Source organism: Prevotella sp. E9-3, assembly GCF_022024015.1.
GTDB lineage: Bacteria > Bacteroidota > Bacteroidia > Bacteroidales > Bacteroidaceae > Prevotella.
Genome location: NZ_CP091786.1, coordinates 2,252,935 through 2,273,236, shown reverse-complemented (window position 1 = coordinate 2,273,236; position 20,302 = coordinate 2,252,935). Strand labels below are relative to the sequence as shown.

General features: G+C 39.0%; 16 protein-coding genes, 1 tRNA gene and 1 riboswitch. All 17 genes read right to left on the bottom strand.

From position 1 onward, the window contains the following. Positions 1-376 precede the first annotated feature (376 nt). Positions 377-2,017 carry an RNA-binding domain-containing protein gene (locus tag L6475_RS08615; protein WP_237819059.1) on the bottom strand — a complete coding sequence of 547 codons (1,641 nt, stop codon included), beginning with the start codon at positions 2,015-2,017 and terminating at the stop codon, positions 377-379. A 20-nt stretch (positions 2,018-2,037) separates the two neighbouring features. Next, complete coding sequence (locus L6475_RS08610; protein WP_237819057.1) at positions 2,038-3,849, bottom strand: nuclease-related domain-containing protein; 1,812 nt, start codon at positions 3,847-3,849, stop codon at positions 2,038-2,040. A 127-nt stretch (positions 3,850-3,976) separates the two neighbouring features. After that, positions 3,977-4,795: a DUF2971 domain-containing protein gene (locus L6475_RS08605; RefSeq protein ID WP_237819055.1), complete on the bottom strand. Its 819-nt coding sequence runs from the start codon at positions 4,793-4,795 to the stop codon at positions 3,977-3,979. An 11-nt stretch (positions 4,796-4,806) separates the two neighbouring features. Then, complete coding sequence (locus tag L6475_RS08600; RefSeq protein ID WP_237819052.1) at positions 4,807-5,025, bottom strand: helix-turn-helix domain-containing protein; 219 nt, start codon at positions 5,023-5,025, stop codon at positions 4,807-4,809. A gap of 18 nt (positions 5,026-5,043) precedes the next feature. Further along, positions 5,044-5,616, bottom strand: coding sequence for a glycoside hydrolase family 15 (locus L6475_RS08595; RefSeq protein ID WP_237819050.1), 573 nt, complete (start codon positions 5,614-5,616; stop codon positions 5,044-5,046). 3 nt (positions 5,617-5,619) lie between these two features. Then, positions 5,620-7,788, bottom strand: coding sequence for an AAA family ATPase (locus L6475_RS08590; RefSeq protein WP_237819048.1), 2,169 nt, complete (start codon positions 7,786-7,788; stop codon positions 5,620-5,622). Next, entirely contained in the window at positions 7,785-8,015 is a 231-nt protein-coding gene (locus L6475_RS08585) for a hypothetical protein (RefSeq protein WP_237819046.1), read from the bottom strand. The genes L6475_RS08590 and L6475_RS08585 overlap by 4 nt, the downstream gene beginning before the upstream one ends. 4 nt (positions 8,016-8,019) lie before the next feature. Next, on the bottom strand, positions 8,020-10,299 hold the full coding sequence (locus L6475_RS08580; protein WP_237819044.1) for a DEAD/DEAH box helicase family protein: 2,280 nt from the start codon (positions 10,297-10,299) through the stop codon (positions 8,020-8,022). Between the two features lies 1 nt (position 10,300). Beyond that, a complete protein-coding gene (locus L6475_RS08575) occupies positions 10,301-10,750 on the bottom strand; it encodes a hypothetical protein (RefSeq protein WP_237819042.1) in 450 nt (149 codons plus the stop codon). 384 nt (positions 10,751-11,134) lie between these two features. Further along, positions 11,135-12,223, bottom strand: a complete 1,089-nt coding sequence (locus tag L6475_RS08570) for a hypothetical protein (protein ID WP_237819040.1) — start codon at positions 12,221-12,223, stop codon at positions 11,135-11,137. Positions 12,224-12,227: 4 nt separating this feature from the next. Next, positions 12,228-13,847: a hypothetical protein gene (locus L6475_RS08565; protein ID WP_237819038.1), complete on the bottom strand. Its 1,620-nt coding sequence runs from the start codon at positions 13,845-13,847 to the stop codon at positions 12,228-12,230. 8 nt (positions 13,848-13,855) lie between these two features. Beyond that, complete coding sequence (locus tag L6475_RS08560) at positions 13,856-14,956, bottom strand: phosphoadenosine phosphosulfate reductase (protein ID WP_237819035.1); 1,101 nt, start codon at positions 14,954-14,956, stop codon at positions 13,856-13,858. After that, the gene (locus L6475_RS08555) at positions 14,953-18,168 is read right to left on the bottom strand and encodes an ATP-binding protein (protein ID WP_237819034.1); all 3,216 of its coding nucleotides are present in this window, start codon (positions 18,166-18,168) and stop codon (positions 14,953-14,955) included. Before L6475_RS08555 ends, L6475_RS08560 begins: the two co-directional genes overlap by 4 nt. Beyond that, positions 18,155-19,006 (bottom strand): DUF4007 family protein, encoded by an 852-nt coding sequence (locus L6475_RS08550; protein ID WP_237819032.1) that lies wholly within the window; start codon positions 19,004-19,006, stop codon positions 18,155-18,157. The genes L6475_RS08555 and L6475_RS08550 overlap by 14 nt, the downstream gene beginning before the upstream one ends. Before the next feature lie 10 nt (positions 19,007-19,016). Next, positions 19,017-19,238 (bottom strand): helix-turn-helix transcriptional regulator, encoded by a 222-nt coding sequence (locus tag L6475_RS08545; RefSeq protein WP_237819029.1) that lies wholly within the window; start codon positions 19,236-19,238, stop codon positions 19,017-19,019. Between the two features lie 191 nt (positions 19,239-19,429). Next, on the bottom strand, positions 19,430-19,696 hold the full coding sequence (locus L6475_RS08540; RefSeq protein WP_237819027.1) for a hypothetical protein: 267 nt from the start codon (positions 19,694-19,696) through the stop codon (positions 19,430-19,432). Further along, positions 19,696-19,816, bottom strand: a riboswitch (SAM-I-IV-variant riboswitch). (Overlaps the previous gene by 1 nt.) Before the next feature lie 305 nt (positions 19,817-20,121). Next, positions 20,122-20,195 (bottom strand) — tRNA-His (locus L6475_RS08535). Positions 20,196-20,302: the final 107 nt, after the last annotated feature.

Genomic DNA, 20,302 nt, shown 5'->3' with positions numbered 1-20,302 from the left:
CTTCAGAAATCTGCTAAATACAATAGTTGGACGCAGCCAATGAATCTCAGGGACAGCTCAACTGATACAACTCCTTAGCGTGAATCAAAGTTCCTGTCCCCCCCCTGATTCGTAAGAGGTGGAGTAGGCTAAGGTTCCTTCTCCACTTCTTTTTCGTCTTAGATTTCGTCTAATCCCGTCTAAATTCTCGTCTATGCTCGTCTAAATCTTGCTTAACGCCACGTAAATTTTCTAATCGAGGAATTCCCTAAATAAAGGGGATTCAGAAGATTCTCGCTTAAAATCTTGCTTAAAAGTCACGTAAATCTCGCTTTAATTCCCCGTCTAAACTCGTCTAAATTTTCGTCTAAGCTCGTCTAAATTCGTCTAAATTCGTCTAAGATTCTTTTCGATGCCACATTCTGTCTTCGTCAAGCCAGATTTCATCGTTCTTATGCATCTTGTAAAGCAGGTTCTTTATCTTCGCCATCTTTTGCTCTTCGGTGAAATCTACAGGCAGCTTGTTCCAAAGCAATTCGTTAATCTGTTTCCTGCTTAAAACCTTGTGGTCGTTCAAGGCTTTCATAATCCATTCCTGACATTCTGCGTCGTTGAACCCCTTTTTCAAAGTATATTCCACCTGGGTATTAGTCGCCTTTGCGACCTGCTTTGAAACATACAAGTGAGGTTTCCTACCTTCTATCAGTCCCTCCTTCCTCAGTTTCTTTATGGCATTGTCATTTATAGGCTTTCCTTTCTGAACCTGGTCCAGTAACACCGCATCCATCAGCGACATGTCCTGATTGGCAAGCAGCATTAGACTGTAGTTCTCATCGATGATGGTGCCAGGCAGATTGAGAATGACCTCATCCGCAGTTGACAGGTCATAGTCTGGCATTGGCAGATAGCGGTCTTTCTGACTCTGGTACATCTTATGGATACCATAACCCTGCGTATCTATCATTCTGATGTTCACCATGGCCTTCACGAGTGCAGGATTGCGATAGCTCTTAGGAGTCTTCTCACCAGTGATATACTCTTTGTAGTCCCCTTCATAGAAGTTTCCATCATTCTGAAACTTCAATGAATCCATATTCTCAGTCACAATAATTCTGGCATTCTTCTCATATTGTTGGTGGGCTATCGAGTTGTGCATACCTTCGAGTATACTCTGCGTATCATACTTCCACACCTCTGCTGGTATCAGCGAATCTTTAGGATAAATTTTGAAGCGATAGTTGCGTATTCTGCCGAGCAATTCAGTTGTCGTGAGGACAAACGGGATGGTATAAATGTCGCCAAACACCTGTCCATCTTGAAAACACTTCCATACAATCTGAGCTATGTGATGCAGTTTGTGAGCAGACGTTTCCTTGCCCACCAGTAACAGTGTTGTACGTGTCACTTTTCCGTCGATTGTCAGTCCTGCCTTGTCAAGAAACACCTTGTCTTCCCAGCCATCACATTCTTTTGCAAGCGTTGGATAACGCTGTTTGTAACCTTCGCGAGCCTTAGCTATAGCCTCTTTGTCAAGGTCATCTATTGTGGCATCTACAACAACCTCGGCAGTCCAATCTTCATTCACCGTCTGCCTGCGTATCTCCTCATACTTGCTCATGTCAAGAGCCACCAAACTCTCACCCCGTCGGGCATAGAAGTGTCCCTGCCAAGCCATCGGAATACCGCGAGGCGCAGCAGGTATCTGGAACATCAGCACCCGCTTCCCTTCAATCTCCAGTTCGAAAATGTCCCTGAAGGTGTTACCGTCTGTGGTATGCTGCGACAAGTCATACTTCAACTTCTGCAGGCTCTTCATGCCGTTCTTGTACGACGTACCCAGTATCTCGCGCGTCTTGTCATGCACACCAAACACCAACCAAGCAAAGTCCTTATTCCTCAGATTAGCCTCATTGCTCAGTGCTGAGAAATACTTACCCAGTTCGTCGAAACTGAAGCTGTTCTCCGCCTTTTTGAACTCCACCACCTCATTCTCGTGATGGTAGCGCAGATTATTGAATGTTTCCTTTATGTTCATCATCTCTTATCTCGTTTGCAAAATTAATCAAATTCTTCGACTTTAGTCTTAGACTGTTCATTCAAAATGCTTTCGCAGAATTTTTCCATCTCAGGCCAAAACTTCAAGCCTATACGTTTACATTCTTTATACATTTCTATACCTTGTTCCGAAACATGTAGTTTCCCAAGTATATTTAGTTCTTTTTCAAACCCAAGACTAAATTGATTGTACATAATATCAAAGAAATTACTATACGAATTGTCAATTGTATACAGGTGGTTATCTTGTAAACATTGTATCACACTAGACCGTTCCAAAAGGAACTTCCCTGCTAAATCAAGTTCATCTTCGTAGATTAATCGCGACGATAACTTTTCTTTGACTGAAAGATATTCACAGAAATCTTTTATGGGATTACACATCCTACTGAAAGTCAACAATATCGTTTCTAAGTCATCAATGCAGAAACAGGAGGGAACAACTTCAATATCCTGAGCTAAAAGCAGTGAAGGATTGTTTTGTATAAGCGAATATCTCTCTTGGGTTACAATTACAATGTGAAGTTCTTTAAACTGAGTGGTATCCACCTTCCACATTACCGTGTCTGAGTCTTTTTCGTAAATTAAAACTGTATGCTGAGACTTTAAAACATTAAGCACTTCGGTTGCTTGCTCATAACCTTCTAAAATAGATTTCTCAAATTGCTGTTTAATGATATGATAAGATTTCTCCTTATCTCGTGAGTATTTCCGTAGTTTATTCGATTTACATTCTATAATGAAAACCTTGTCCTTGGAAATAAACAAAACATCTTTTTCATCTCCATGTGGAGAAATGGCATAATTGCAAAATAACAGTCCGTCTTTGTCTAACATGCTTACTAATTCACAAGTTTTGCTCTCAATAGCTTTGGATTTAGAACGTGACAGGGATTCCCCCTTAATGTAAGTCAACTCTTCCAAATAGTGATAGATAGCGACAGCCAATTGTATATTATAAAACAACATGAATTTCCCATTAGGGAACATAATAAGAGGCTTTTTCATCAACGGATTATCATACTGGCAATAATACACCAATTCTTGGTCTTGAAAGTCAGAGTTGATGGAAACAGAGAACTTGTTAAGCAATTCTTCTGCCAATGCCGAGTCTATCAAGGTGTAATCTGAGCTCGAAAACTGATAAGTTTCATGCAGAGAAAGTGGCATAAAGAACTGTTCGTCATAGTTTTCTGTTACAAGACTAATTGAATGAGCAGATGGAGGCTCCCCATTTACTATCCGTTTGAATCCCATCTCTGCTTTTGCAAATGCAATCCTATTCGTGTCAATGTAAAAGTTGATAACTTGTTCTATTGAAAATCCCTCATGTTCAATAATTTGTTTTTCAAATGGGCCAAAGACTCTTTCTATGCGGTCAAGCTCTTGTTCTTGATAGAGTAACTCTGTGTTATAGAATTTGCTGGCAAAGCAAGCTTGTGCTATCAATGCTTTCTTCTGATTCTCCGTTAGAATATCCTTTGTTAATAGGTCATTGCCATCGTGAATTTTTCCATATAAACGCTGAATCTCATTCAACAGGGAACTAATATCCTCTATTTCGCTTGTAGATATTTCGCAATTTCCTTTTGAGGATAAAAGCAGTCGGATAACATACCCTGTCTGCATCACTGTTGACAGCAATGTGTCAAACTTGTATTCAGAAGTCATTAGTGAGCAATACTGTAACATGAGGAATGCCGGAATTGCTGTTCTCTTGTCAATAGTAGATAGCATTTCCCGAAGTTCCCTTGTCTTCAGGGTAATCTCTTCTAACACCTTTGTGTTTCCTGTTGATGACCTGTTAATATTCATATCCAATATCCATCATCTCATAGTTCATAAATCCAATGCTCTTCTCCTCCCTGTTATAGAAAGAGAACCGCTGTGCATGATTACATACCCCGTTAAACTTGTGATGCCCATCCCTATTTCCGTTATTTTACTTAAGCCTTATCAATTTCCCCAAACTGCTTTCTTTTATATGGGCTTTGGTGGCATACTTCTCTGCCAGACATTCCACAATGATTCGTTGAGCATCTGTAGCCGATGGGCTCAATGTTATTTCTATATCATGGATGACTTCATCTTTCAAATGCATATAATAGTCATCGAAAGGAAGTGGTTTGTTTTGCAAATAACTATGTGTCGCAATTGTCGAGATTTCTGGGTTTGCCCCTTCAATTAAAGGATTGTATGGAAAGGCATATAAAACAAATCTTGACTCATTTTGAAATTCCCACCTTTTATGCTTGTAATATCCAAATGGTTTATAATCTATTTGTACGTTTCCTCTATCCCCCTTAACATTAGTGATTTTAAATGCATCTTTCGTGTAAGAATAAACATCTTCGACATACCTTATATGGCGATAAAACAAATCGTTATCGTAATCCATAATTGGTAAAAAGAAGTAATTTGGTTTGTTTAGGTCTTGTGGCGGAATTTTTGATACTATATATCCCTGTGCCTTACCCCAACCAAGTTCCATATTAGATATAGGATATTCTTTAAACATTTTTTTCTCTAACCCAATCCTCACACCACCTTCATCACCGCCATACATTTTCCATAAAGGAATGTTTTCTTCTTCGCTCTCCGTCCAGCAGGACACGAAAACATATTTACAAAATTGTACGCCCTTAGATTCCGCGTTACCTTCTTCAACATCATCAACTCTATCCAAACGGTTAAATCTTATTGTCCTATTCTTTAAGATATAGGCCAATGCCTCTATATTGGTATATTGGTATATTCTCATCGCTATATTTATTATTCAATTTTATACGTATCCTCATCCCCCTGCCTTTGCAATTGCTCGCGCAGTTCCGTTGGGGAACACTTGAAGTCGCGCTTGTAGGCGAAATAGAGGTTGGTGCGCGAGCCGAGGCCGCTGCGGTGGGCAACATCAGCCACGGACAGGGAGGTGTAGCGCAACAGGTCATCGGCCATATGAATCTGGTAGGCTTGGCGGAAATAAATGCCACGCATACCGCTTTTGTTATCCGCTTAGTCCAACGATTCTGGCACATCATCAATATCTTCTTCCTCGTTCTCTTTATTCAAGAATCCAAGAAAAACTCTCAGGAATGCGGTCTCTTTGAAGAAGTAATTAGGATTATCCTCAAGTTTCTCTTGCATATAGTCGAAACCGAAGTTGGCATATTGCTCCATCTTGTCAACAAGCATATCCACGGCCTTGCGAGGTGTGATGTCGCCTTTGTCAAATGCTATGAAGTCTATGTCTGTTCTTGCAACAAGGGCAGCGAAGATATACCGCTGGAGGTCGGAATATTTAGTACGCCCAAGTCGTGCCTCTCTGCTGCCCCATTCGCATATTGGCCAGCCAAAATGTTTCCTTTTAGCTTTGTCCTCGACCAAAGGCTTTGTTTGGTCATAGTACAGACCGATGAAAAAAGCCAGGATGAACATCTCATATCCTGGTCCGAAAATCTTACCGCGCACATCTTGATACTGGTTAACGCCTTTGCCGTAATCAGTAAAGGGAATGAGGACTGTGTCCTGATATTTCTTTTCCCATTCAGGGTCTCTCTTACCCCACAAGTCAAATAATGATTCCATACTCTACTTCAGTTTTTCTACGATTGTACGAATGGTTGCCATATTGTTTACGTCGAAGCCTTTGGCTTTCTTTATACGATATACAGGACACTCCAGTCTTTGAATATCATTCTTACGCACTTCTCCCTTAGTGATAAAATCCTTGGTCACGATGATGCACTGCTTCTTCACATTGCTAATCACGTTATAGAACTCGCCTTCCTTTGAGTCGCCAAACGATGAAGTGGCCGCATCGAATATCAACGGATAATCCTCTTCACGTTTCTGCTGCGTAAAGTCGGAGATGGCGAAGAGCACCGATATATACATCACTGTTCGTTGAGACCCAGAAGGTTTCTTGATCTCTGTGCCATTCGAGCTAAACAGATGAATCTCCGTTGAATCATCTGCCGTCTGTATCAGCCTTATCTCACCGTGGAAGTCGTTGGCACTCAGAGCAGCCACATAATGGTTGGCCCTTTCCTCCATTTCAGCAAGGAATCTCCGTAAATTTTCTTTCTTGGCATTCTGGAAAGCACGAGCTATTTCCTCCAATGCACGATGTACGTCGCGCAGCGTCTTCACCTTCGAACTGGCAGGGGTCAGAGCGTCAAGCCTTTCTTGCAATTCTTTCAACTGTTCCGTCTTCAGTTTCAGTTCCCCGTTCAGTTCCGTCAGCCTCACCTCTGCACGGTTTTTCTGTTCAAACAATCCTTTGATGTCGTTATACTGACTTTCAAGCAGCGACTCAGAAACGTTTCCGGCTTGTATCAGCAGGCGTGCCTTTTCATCTACAATGTCCTGAATTTTTCCTTCCACTACCTTTAAATCCTCCTTCAAGCGATCAACCAATTCCAGACGGTCCTTTATCTCGCGGGCAATAGAAGAAACTTTTGCCTCCTGACTACCACTGAGTGATATGCTGAAACTATGCAATTCCTCAATGTAGTCATGCTTAAACAGGCTCTGCTCCTCCAATGACTGCTTTTCCTGTTCCCGCTTTAGCTTTGCCTCCACATGAGCCTTGTACTCCTCTATCTTATGCACCATGAAATGATAAGCCTCTGAATTGTCTTCCACCGTTCGTCCACATACCTTACATATATGGTCGCGCAGCATTTCCTCCATCGTCTCTTGGTCAGGCAAATACCAAGGAAGTTCCGTAGCACCGTTGATGAGCGCCCCCTGCACCTCCTTGATGGTCTCCAATTTCGCAAGTGCCGCCGCCTGCTGCTTGTCAAAATCGCGTTCTTGCTTTCTTTTCTCTCTGCTAAGTGCAGAACATTTCTGCTGAAACTCATTTAAGATAGAAGGAAAGGCACAGAGTATCCACATTTTGTCAAGCAGGGCGTGGCTATAATCCACACTACCTATCTGACCTCTTAACCGTATAGCTTTCTCTTCTTGAGTCTTTAACCTGTTCTGAATATCACGGTAACGCTGAGAAGTTTCTTGGTTCTGCTCCAATTGAGTTAAGCGATTTGAAAACACATCGTATGAAGTTTGTTTGTCTTTGATGTCACTCTTTATATTGGAAATATCTTCGCCAACACGTTTTATCTTGAAATCTAACTCATTGGCCTCTTTGGAAACTTTTGCATCAGACTTCATTTCTTTGGTATAAGCAGCATTCGACTTCTCTTCAAACCTCGCTGTATTCTCTACAAGGACATCAAACTTACGAATGTCAGAAAACTTGTCGACCAACTCTTTTAGTGCCGCAGAATTATCAAACACATCCAATTCCGACTCACCTTTGAACATACTGAATCGTTGGATGAAAGCATCATAACAGCGGTCTATTAAGGCTTTCCCGTTAACAGCCTCGCGCTCTGTCCCGTTCGCTTCATATCCTCTATAACTGATGTTGCCAACTTTGTAAGCATCATTACCCGTTTTTTCAACAGAGAAAGACTTCTCCACGCTTTTCTCGCCATCATGCTCAAAAGACATGTAAACAGAGACTTCGTCCGATTCTCCGATTTCGAGTTTCGATTTCCTCATTTCCGAGACATTATCTATGCTCCCTCTGTCAATGGTTGTATTAAACAGCCATTGCAGGGCTTCAAAGAAGGTCGTTTTGCCATCCCCGTTATCACCCAGTATCAAAGTCAAACCATCCGAAAACTCGAAATGGTTGTTATCTCCATAATAACTACGGAAATTCTTTATTCTTATTTCCTTGATAATCATACGTTATTATATAAATAGGTGTTTATTTCTTTCCATAACTCTTGCATCGTCGCACCTTCATTTGTGCGCTTTATAATTTGAGCGACAGCATTTATGACATAATTGTCAGAATCTAATGCCTGATAGATATTACCTATGTCGGCTGGCGAATACCCGCCAAACTTCATTAGTCTTTCATCAAGCAGCACCGCTTGAAGCATCTTTTCGTTATTTGTAATATAAGCCATATTTTTAGAATAAAGGTAAATTATAGTATGACAAAATCTCTTCTAATTCAGTATATGCATAATCCGCGTTTTCAGACATTACAGCAAAATCGCGAACCCTTTTTAACTCACCCTTCAATAAACTCCGTTCCATATTATAGTTCTCTAGCCCTGATCCGATTTCTGGAGCAACAACCAAATCGTGTATCACTGCCAAATGTTTATCTGGATGTTTTCGTAAGATACGACCTCTCCTTTGAATAAATTGGCGTGGATTTCCTGTACTTGCGCAGAAGATAGCCATTTCACTACGTGGTACATCAACGCCTTCATCCAAACATTTCATAGAGGTAAGCACTTCAATTTCTCCATTAGCATATTTGTCAAGTATTTCATTTCTTCCTTTCACAGCAGAAGTAAACTTTTTGACCGTTGTGGTTTTGCTCACATCTTGAACAATCTGGGTATAAACATCGATGAGGCTGTCTGAATAATCATCATCGACTATCGTTTCCGTAGTATCGAACATATCCGATGTGTTGTCATCAGGCTTGGCTCCTTCTGGTACATATACCAAAGTATATTTCAGATTGCCCTTTTCCGCATAACGATTATGAATAATCTCACGGAAGATGACTTCTTTGTTTTTTGCCTTATGGATAATGCGTTTTCTTTTTAAAAGTAGCCTCATCAAAATATCATCAGACATTGGGAAACTCTCACTGTCAGTATTGAAGAATTTTGCCAATTGAAGTGATATTTGCATATACTCAGCCATTTCAAAATCATCGAGCCTAACAAGATGAGGATAATAGCGATAACGACATAAGAATCCATTATCAATCGCCTCTTGCATGTCATACTCGAAGGTATATCCATCATGGCAGCCAAAGAAATCCATGATTGCATGATTTCCAGTGTCATCAAATTGTCGATTTGGAGTAGCTGAAAGTCCAATTCTGCGAAGGAACTTCACCCCTCCCAGTCTATCCAATATTCTACCTGCCCCCATATTATGAGCTTCGTCGGCAATCAACAACAATTGCCTACAAGTCTTTTTGCTAAAACTTACCAACTCATGGAAGATGGATTCACGAGCAAAAGAAGCGTAAGTAGCAATGATTATAAATGACGGCTCTTCATCTGTTACATTGAAATCTTCTTTCAATTTTATAGCATCAACTTCTGATTTCCAATTTGGATTCTTGGAGCTAACTTTAATAATATGCTTAAAATGAAACCTATTACATTCTTCCTCCCATTGGTCAACTAAAGTAATTGTTGGAACCAATATCAATGCTTTATAGAAATGAAATTTCTTATATATATTCAATAGACAATTTAGGGACGTAAGCGTTTTTCCAGTTCCCGTTGCCATCGCAAAAAGGCCTTTCTGCCCATTTGCTTTCCAATTCTCATAAGCCTGCTTCTGATACTCACGAGGCTCATCAAACGGGAACCGTGGTTCTGCTTCATCTTTTGACAAGACGATAGGATGCTCATTTATCTTTTTTATAAGACTGGTTACTTTTATCTTCGCTCTATCCAAAATAATTTGTACACTTTGGGGTAAATTGTCTATTTGGCATTTTGAAATAAGTTCTATTTCTTCATTTAATAGGTCTCCAATTTCTTTTACTTCAAAATTGCGTACTATACAATCTTTTACCTCTTCCGCTTTAAGATAATTCACTGAGTTGTCTTGACCAGAAAAAGTTCGTTCAAAATCTTCACTTATATCATCAATTCTAAAGACATCACTCTTTCCGTCCCAATCACAAAAAGCCGTAATACTCTCGATATTCGATATTAATGCTGTTCGAGAAAAATTGCATGAACCATCAAAGGCAATTCGGTTAAGTCCATCCGCAAATAGTCCACATTTTGAATGAGCTATACCTTCACCGTCTTTAGGTACGACTATCCTTAATCCTAATCGTTCATTCCTAATTAGCCAAGCAAGGCATTCAAAAAAATGCTTGTCCCTCTCTGACAGTGTATTCTTTACTTCCTGAAGATTCTGCAAGTCGAAATTAGGTATAGTCACATCGGACTCTCCCGCCATTATTGCCAGCTTGTCATCCATGGAAAGAATATCGTTAATGACCATACGCATTCTACCGCCATTATACAAGAAAGTTGCAAAGCCATCCGAAAGTATATTTATTGCAGAAGAAGAAAAGAATCCCAGCTTGATGTCAAATTGTGTAGCATTACACAATGCTTCAGAGAAGAAGCCAATAGGCTCCCATTCTGTTCGCGACCTATATCGGCGATGAGGAGGAAATGTAGCATCCTTAAGCATATTAGGCAAGTTTATATATATCCAATCTTTTCAATTCTTGTAGCACATGCATCGCTTTTTTTGCTAATTCTGGTTGTTTTGACAAATTAGGGAAGGTTGATATACACTTTTTAATTGCTTTATCGTTCACACCTTCAATAGCATTCAGACTTTTTTCATATTTTACTATATCTTTGCTATAATAGAAAGAATCCTCAATGTCTTCAATAATTCTTCTAATTGCATTGCCTTTTTTGAAGTTTTCTTTTAGTTCTACTATATTCTTTACAAACGTATTTTGGATTCTGTTATATTCTGCACTTATATCTATCAATGCATTTTCCAGTTTCTTGCTTGAAAAATCGCTCTTTGACCAATGTAGCATTAAAAGTAAATCGATAGAATCTTCTATCAATCCTATTTGCTGAATTGCAAAGAACTGACAGAACTCTTTTTTTTGCAGGGAAATCATCAGTTATAAAACTAACTTTTGAATCCTCACTACGACTTAAAACCAATGCCAAAACTGACGAAATCAATTCACCGTTAAATTTCTTCGTATGTCCGGAATATGAGAGTATTTGCTCATAAAACTCAATTCCAATGTCTTTCTTTATCTCTTCATCTTGATGCAATTTGAACACAATAGGGAAGAACGGCAATATGGTTTTTATCCTCTTTGCGTCTGCTTCACTTATGGCATTCTTAAAAATATTTGTTTTGGTTTCATTATACACTGTCTCTGAAATATGAACATCTAATGATTTAAGATGTTTATATAGAAAATTGTCATCTTCATCTATTCGAAGAAGATTTATCAAGGTACATGCATCTATGACAATGGGCGTATTCATTATTAACCTAAAATTTCGCTTTTAATACTCTGATAATAATCGTTATCTATCATACTTTTCCCATCAGACATGGCATATTCGAGTAAGGCGGAAAAAATCTCGTTATATTTTCTTAAAGAAACAGATTCACCTAAATCTTCAATAATCCTATTAATTACTTCCTCTGAAAATGGTGTAAACCCCTTAGGCTCTCCTATTCTGTAAACAGAATTATTCAGCAAATCTTCAAGATAATTCTTAACCTCGGACTTCCCAGGAATCGGTAATTCTATTTTTTCCTTAATTCTACTCCTAACAGCTTCTTGTAGAAAGACACTTAAATCATCTACATCCATCATTGCAGATTGTGTTAGATTTAGGAAAATGAGCAAATTATTGGGAGCTTTATCCATCAATGTACGAATACAATTATTCATTTTTGTCACATTGGCAATGTTTAATGTTGCAATGCTTTCAAACTCATCAATCCATAAAATGACACAAGAGTATTCTTCCTTTTTATAGGTCATAAAGGAGAACAAGGCAGCGAGAAATTCTGTATAGTCATTATCCGATTCAAGTTTTCGCTGCACATTTTCTTTTATGAAATCAGATTTGATAGAGATATTTCCGTATAAATATGCTTTCATTTGAGTAGTTGAAACACTATTATCAACTAAAAGCCGAAGAATGTTTCGAATCAAAATATTATCTGTGCAATTCTGAAGAATCTCTAAAGAATCTCTATCTTGAAACTTACTTCTTATTTCCTCAATATCTAATTTATCTATGACTTGAACATACAATTCTTTAACAGGGTCTTTCCCCTGAGGGAAATTCAACAAGAAAGAGAATGGCAACGGAGCCCCATCGGATAGATTATTAAGAACTTCCGTTTTTTGGAAAAACTTTGCTGCATGAGTCTTCCCACTTCCATATTCGCCCCAGTTAAGAACCAAACTTGAATTTGGAATTCGAATAGCTCGCTTAATGCGTTTTTCCATCTTCTGCCTTACATCATTAAAACCTGCCCAAATTATCTCTTCGGGATTAGATGCTGGTGTAGTACGAAATGGATTTAACTTTAGCTTGTAACTTTTTAATGTATTCATGTCGTTAACGCTTTTGGATGTAACCATCTTTATATTGTGCTTGATATTTAAAAATATAATACTTACTTAACTGATAATTCAAAAGTAATTCGAGATCTCTAATGTCTAATAATATTCGATTGTGAAATATAAGCATATACTTGCAATAATTTGAAGCTAATGAAAAGGTAGTCCTATTTGGAGCAATAGTTTCAAACAAGGTAAAACTGTCATTTATATAGTCAATAAGAGTTTTCTCTATTACAGAAGTATATTGCTTTGCATCACAATCATCTATACAGTCAAAAATCTTGATATAATACGAATTAAGGTAATTAATAGGATTTACAACCAATCGCATATCTAAATCATTCCAAACGGAAAGATTTAAGAAACATCTTAACCCATTATGAGTAAAAGAGAATGCACTATTATTGGCATACTCAATTAAGCCTAAGTCATATAGCCAATTAATACGAGGCATAAGAATATGCTCTAAATAAGTCATTGGCTTATCCCATGTTTTTACTCTTCGTTCTATTACTTTTAGTTTTAGTAATTTTGATGAGTCTACAATCTCATTTTGGTCAAGTAATCCAGTGATACGACGTAGCAGATGTTCCTGGAAAGTCTGTTTGAGCATTTTATATGAAGACGAACTTTCCCTGCAGATTAGTTCCATAATAATATATATATATAGAAAATCATTCTTCAATATTTGTTCAAGGAAGAACGACTTGTCAAACTTAGACAAGAGGAATGGGTTTTCATTACTTATGCAAATTGCTTTATTTATGGCTAAATATGCTTTGCCCATTTTCCCCAATTCATAATAAGCAGACGTCTTGTGTATCAACCCAAGGTTCTCTGCTAATTCTATATATGGTTTTGCAGAATTACCTGTTTTTGTCTCAACAACAATTCCTTTTTTGTTCTTGTATGATAATAGAAGGCGTGCATATGGTTGCACGTATTTCTCAAAAGTAGTATAGAATGAGATAACAGGTGACTTTGGACGTTCTTCAAGCATCTGAAGCAACAATTTCAGGTATCCAAGTCGTCTACATTTAGTATTTGAAGGTAATATGCCTATTTCATAGTCATCAGATATGCAATTATCTGATGAATAATACGAAGGTAAATTGATACCAGAAAGCTTTTTTATTTCACGAGTTAAATGCTGGAAATAATCAATATTCGACCAGTAATCCTTATTGATGGTGAGCGTAAAGCCATATTCCCAAACATCATCGCACATGCTACAAGAATCGTCAACGCAATATGCCCCTATATGATAGTCATTTACAGATTGGGGGAATTTTGATTCGATGACAGCCATTAATTTATAAGCAACAAAAGTGTATGGCATCATTTCACTTATTTTATCTTTGCCATCTTCCCTATATAAATAAGATCCATATTGAATATAGATGTTTTTTATAGAAGAAATGCCAATAAGCGTTACATCAACATCTTCGATGCGAATAAAGGAATCGTCGGTTTCAAACAGTAATGGATCATCATCTTTTAGTGCAAATATGATATGGCAATAATCCATTGAAAGGAAAATTTCTCCTTTACAAGTTTTCAAGCATGATTCATTCTCTATGCAGTTATCTATTAGATATCTCAGAACGTCTTTCATACACATAATTATATAAAGCAGTTCGTACACATAATATCATCGCCAAGAATCTCCGCAAGGGTGGTTCCCTTGTTATTGGCTTTGCTTTCTTTCTGGCGACGGATGATGTCGAGCTTAATCTGGCGTATGCGCTCTGGTTTGATGAGGTCAGCAAGACTCTCATTCTGATTCCACGTATAGCCGTCTTTTTCAAACTCCATCGCTTTCTTAAAGAGGTCTGGATGCTGCTCGTAGAGCCAAATCCATTCTATCTTCTGCTGGAAGAAACAGAAGTAACAGCCGGAACGACTGCGGCAATAGGTGCCCGTCTCGCCATCCACCTCGAAAGGAATCTCCTCGTAGTAGGCTGGCACACCCACGCCACTTTCCCTCAGCAGACGGAATACGTCGTCCTTAACCAATATGTCTGTATTGTCAAGCAGCGGGAAGTCATCGAGCTTACCCACTGGATAGTCTGTCGTTTTCAGGAACTCGAACACAGCATGATTGAACAGCTTAATGTCGTAGTCCAGCAGCGCATTCATTTTCTTCGAGTAGTAGAACTGCTTCGTGATGGGCTTCCTCACCGTTTCCAGTATCTCTTCATGAAGAAATCCCTCAGGACAAAGCCGCTCGTAGATTTCCACTATCTGATCCAAGTTCTCATTGTGCAGGAACTTGTTGATGACATCAATACTCCAGATGTTCTTGCGGAACGGGAAAATTGCTTGGATATTAGGCTTAGATGATATATATCCATCTCTGTCCTCATCACCACGAATACCCACATATGACACGGCGAAGTCATCACCTACATATTCTTCAAACCTCTCCAACTTCATTTTTTTTGTACACCATCGAGCTTGTGGCGAAGGCAGGAATCCACCCATTGCTTTTAGGTAGTGTTCAAATGGGTTCTCAATGACAGAATTTTCTGCGGCTTTCAGCCTGACAATCTTGCCAAGATATGCCCCTAAACGCTTTATCAATTCTTCTGTTTCATCCAATTCACAACGGGTATCAGAATTGTAATACTCGATTTTCAAATTCGGGTACTTCTGCTTCAAATAGATGGCGAGTGCCGCACTATCCTTACCACCTGATATGCCTAATATATGTCGTATCTTCATTTTGTCACTTTCTTATTTAGCAGAGACAACAAAGCACAAACATCTAAATTGGAATTTCCAGAAAGTACTTTGCTTAGTTGTTCTTCAAGACAAGTTGCTTTCTGTTTATCTTTCTCTGACAGAACGTATGTCTGGGTTCTTATGTTTGTTCCATGATTCGTCACCATATCAAAGGAATAAGCATCTTCTCCACTTCCTTTAACTGTTTTCTTAGAAATATCAGCATATTTTTCGCAAGTACGGAACATATATATGAGATCATCAAGCAACTTCTCCTCTTGTTCGTCACGTAGCGAATCAAGCTGTTGGTCCAAAACGGTATAACACACAGATTGGTACCATTCTGCACGGTTATCGTATTCAGTGATGGCGTGAGTATAAAATTCACGTTGTTTGTCTGTCATCAGATATGTTCTTACATTACTCAATCTCATCCGTATCTCTTTAACATACTCTTCATATTCCGATGACTCCAGATTGAGTCCATCAATCAAACGCTCTTCTATACGATTGATAAGTCTTGTATAACACGAACGAAGTTCACGAATAGCACGCTGAATGATGTTACCATATTCATTGACAAACTGTTCTTGTTGCAAAGAATCCCTATTATAGCCCAATGCTTCTGGTAAGTCTTCAAAAAAAGCCTTCTCCGGGTCCTTTGCCATAGCCAAAACTTCACGGAAGCGGAGTGTTGAGGAGTGGTCAAACTTGTGAGTATGCTTAGCGTAATCATTCAACTGGCGATAGAAGAAGAAGAATGGCTTAATCGTTTCTACGAACTTATCAGTAGTGATACTGCCCTCTTCGCCTAACCGTACAAATTGACGATATTGGTTGAAGAAACTCAACTTAACCCCATCTATGGCATACGCTTTGAGTTCAAAATCAGCAGGGTGCTTGGGAAGCAAGTCAAAAAACTCCATATTCACCTCTGGCATAAAAGCCCCTTTTGACACATTATACAAGGCAAAGTCCTGACGGCGCAAGAATAGATAGGTAGGAATCCAAAAATCAAGAAATCCCTGTTTGAGTTTGTATGGCTGTGATGAGAGCAACTTAATGAGTGCAGACACTTTTCGCGGCTTACTAATTGTACTATGTAAGAAATCCTCACAAGCCGTCCATACAGACATGAAATCCGGATTGTTTGGTGCATCATTTAGTTGTCCGTTTCGATGAAGTCCCGTATTCTTTAGTAGTGAGTAGTATATAGTCTTTTCAGGAGGAAACTTATCTGGTTCAAAACCAAGCTCTGCCTCGTTATAATGATTCAACAGTGCCGTAAGGTATTTTACACGGGCCGAAGATATAGTACCAGGCAGTTTGTGGCGATTAAATAATTCATTGTTCATCACAGGTGTCAATGAATATACATCATCACATACCTCAGACAGCAATTTGTTGAAGTCGAGCAGGGAATGTACGTCTTTATGTTGCCCTTTGAAAAGCCAAGTTACATTCTCGGTGTATTCAAACAAATTCGTGCTGATGGCCTTGACTAAAAGAGTCTCTTCGTAAGCCTTTAGCCGTGCTATTTCCTGATTCGCCACACGGTCGCTTTTGTCAATCAACACTTTCTCAGTAATATACTCGTAAATTTTGATACGATGAAGATGTTCGATAATATCATCTGCATTGTTGAAGTAGGCAAAAATGAGAGCGTGATCGTTATCTGTGCTAAACGCAGTTACATCTTTTAGTGAATCCTTGTCCGAGAATATCAGTTCAATGATGCCATCTGTGTCACCTGTTGGCACAATATCTACTGGTTCTTCACGAATCATATATTCAAAGTAGCGGGGAGTACCATGCTGATAAAAGTGAGCTTTGACTGGAGAAATTCTATTCACGAAGTATTTCTCCAAGTCTACGATGTAAGAAATCGGTTTGGGAACAATCCCTGTCGCTTTCTTAATCTCGGCTTCTAAGTCTACATCCGTACCTTCAAATAGTAAGAGCCGTTGCTTGTAGGCGGCATATCTGATAATCTTGAATTGTTCTAATTTGTGGAGAATGGATTCCGCATCAGGGATAGCCATAGCAAGGCTTGCATATTTTGCCATTTGCTCTGCTGTCAACTTAAAGGTGGCAATAGAGAACAAATTAAGCAGCCCAATAGCTTTGATAAGCCAGATTGCGCTCATCAGTGTTTCTTCTGAATCCCATTCTTGTCCTTCAGCTCTTTCTATTGACAGTTGTATGGAACTCCATGCCATTGAGTCGGCATTGGCATCCTTTAAATAAGAATAGAAGTTATAAATGATGTAATCATAGACGTATCCTAAGTTGAAAGTCAAATCAGGCTTTGACTCAAAGTCATGAAGCGAGTTCTTCCCTCTTGCAGCAAGGAAAGTAAAAAGTGAACGTTCGTTCTGCCCATATCGTTGGATTGCCGAAGTTATGGCAAAAGCCGAAAAAGGATCAAGCGGAGACAAATTCTGAGCCGTTTCGTATGCGAAAGCTGAGGAGACAAACTTAGTTTCGAGTGCAAGCTGATAGAGCTGTTTGGTATTGGCTTGTTCTCCTTGAGACTTATACTGTGAAGAGGCCAAATACAGGATTTGCTCTATGGGTTCTACGAATGTGATTTCCTTAAAACGGCCTTTTACTTTAGTCCATTCGTTACGTTGGGACTCCGTAAGCCCTTTGGCATACGAACTGAAATTCTGATGCAAGGTTGTGAGCAGCAGAATCTGGCGAGAGGGGACATTCACAAACTCAGCCAATTTCTGCATGAAGTATAGCTCCTGCTCAGGATTGTTTTTGGATGCATGTTCCAATACTTTCCCAAACTCGTCAATTACAATTACCAGGGATTTGCCGTGAGTATGCAAATATTGATAATAGGCTTTTAATTCATCTATAACGCTGTTGTCCTCACCTTCCACCCGCAAAGCATTACGCAAGAGTTTTGACAAATCTGCATAATCACCAATAATGTTCAGAACTTCGTAATCCTTAGCATCAGAGAGTGTTTTCGGATTAATCAGATGCTTTAAACGAGTCGTTGCACGTAAATCTTCCTCTAAAGCCAATAGGAAACTTGACTTTCCCGTTCCGTATGAGCCAATAATGGTAAAAGAATGTATTCCTACATGATAATCGTTGACCATTGTACTAACAGCCGTTCGTGCATTAGGCGTAACGATATATTGCATCCCGTCAGGGAAACCATTCTCAATATTGGCTGATAAGCTAAACTGTTTCATAATAATGACTCAAAATATTACGTGGTTCAACTTGTTTGATCATCTGAACTTGGCGTATGCCAGCAACATCACTATAATGAAGCAAATCAGGGTAACGTTCCGTTAGAAGTCTCAACATATCTAGCATCTCAAGATCTGTCATACAGAAGATAAGACCTAATTCTTGAAGCGTATCAAATGATATAGAATTGTCTTTTCCTTTAATAATCAATAACCCATAGAGAAATATTTCTGGAATGACCGTTGCCTTTCCTTCATTATTAAAAACGTATTCCTTTGTGTCTTCCCTATAGAGAAGCAAATGCAAATCCAATAACAAAGAAGAGAAGTCCTCATGCGACTGAATCTTGCGTGGCATACAATAATTTTGTAATAATACGCCCACATCTCTCTTAACGGTATTGGCATTAAATTGCTTTTCTTTTCCTTCGCCAATCATTCTGCGCTTAACGTAAGTAATCAGACTTTCCCGAGTGAACGGCTTTCTGCCTCTCTGAAAATCAGTAAAAAACCAGTTGTAAAGCGTTGCGTCATTTCTATATATAAGATGAAAATGCAAAAGCCAAAGCGTTGCCAGGTCTTCCAAATATTTATCTTTGCCGTTCTCGTCATTAAATAGATAGTTGCCAAGCCAGGTAAGTTGGTCGTTTTCACAAATGCCAAATACTCGAAGCCAGAAACGAATGGCAGCAACCATATTCTTGCCGACACCTAAATCAATCACAGCTTCGGAACTGTTAAAATCCTTTCCCTGAATAACGAAATCATAACCCTTCTTCAACCATAATGTTTTACAGGGAAAAGACTCGTGACCAGAGAATATATATTTATTCGTCATGATTATCACGTTATATGGATTCGAAAGACTCCTTATTGATTAAGTCCATTATCTCAACACCTAATAATTTTGCCGTCTTCATCAGCATCTCCAATGGAGGTTGCGACGAATTAGTACACCATTTCGACACCGTCGTTGGCGCACATCCCAGTTGCTTTGATAACCAGAGACTGGACTTTTTCTTTTCTACGAGTACCACCTTCAGGCGGTTGAGATCTTTGTTAGCTGCCATATTGCCATTTTAGATTAATGGCACAAAATTACAAAATTCCATGCAGAACAAAGACAAAAGTCCTAAAAATGTTGCAAAATTCGACGATTTTAATGAATTTCGTTCATTTTATGTATTAAAATCAATTGGTTTTGGAAGAATTCAGAAGAAAATCCCCTGCAAAAGCAGATGCAAGGGATTACCTTATTATATTATAAGGTTTGGTTTACGAGAACCAATTTGTTTATGGTCAAATCATACGTGACGGGGTGAGCGAAGCAGACAACATGCCCGTCATATATATTTGTGGTGTCTATTCCCCGCCGTTGAAACTCACCAATGAGAGCCTGGTCGTGATAGGCTCGCATACTTGTCCAGCCACGATTACCAACCTGGCGGTTGAAGATGTTAACTAACTCGGTGATTTGCATGTCTGCGAATTGCAGAGCGAACTTGATGTAATAAATGCTTTGTTGCATAACGTTTTTGTTTTTGAAGTGAATAATGTTGCTTCCGCATCGTACCTTGACCACCGTGGCTCAATGCTATTGCTCGGTTGGCGAGTCCACTCTTGCGAGTGTCTGCTCTTGATGCTTCGGGTGCAAAGGTACGAAGATTTATTGAAAGAACAAAGCAAAAATGATATTTATCTGCATCAGACGATGAAATACATTCGTAGATGAAGAAAAATAGCAGGGTTGAGGCGCGATATATGCGAACCTTATTAAATAGATGCAATCGTGAGTGTTGGATTTATTAGAATCCATATACGCCTTTATGACTATTTGGCACATATTTTTCTCAGAACAACTTAAAAATGTTCCATCAATGTTCCATCAAAATTGGAAGGCGTTGGAATTGAAAATCCCTGCAAGTACTTGACTTACAGGGATTTTGTTTGAGGGGTGCCCGGACGGACTCGAACCGTCGACATTCAGAACCACAATCTGACGCTCTAACCAACTGAACTACGGGCACCATCAATGTCTTTTTACTTACTAAGGAAATGTTGTTCCTTAAAAGCGAGTGCAAAGGTACGGGAAAAAATTGGAACTGCAAAATATTTCCCGTACTTTTTGCGCTTT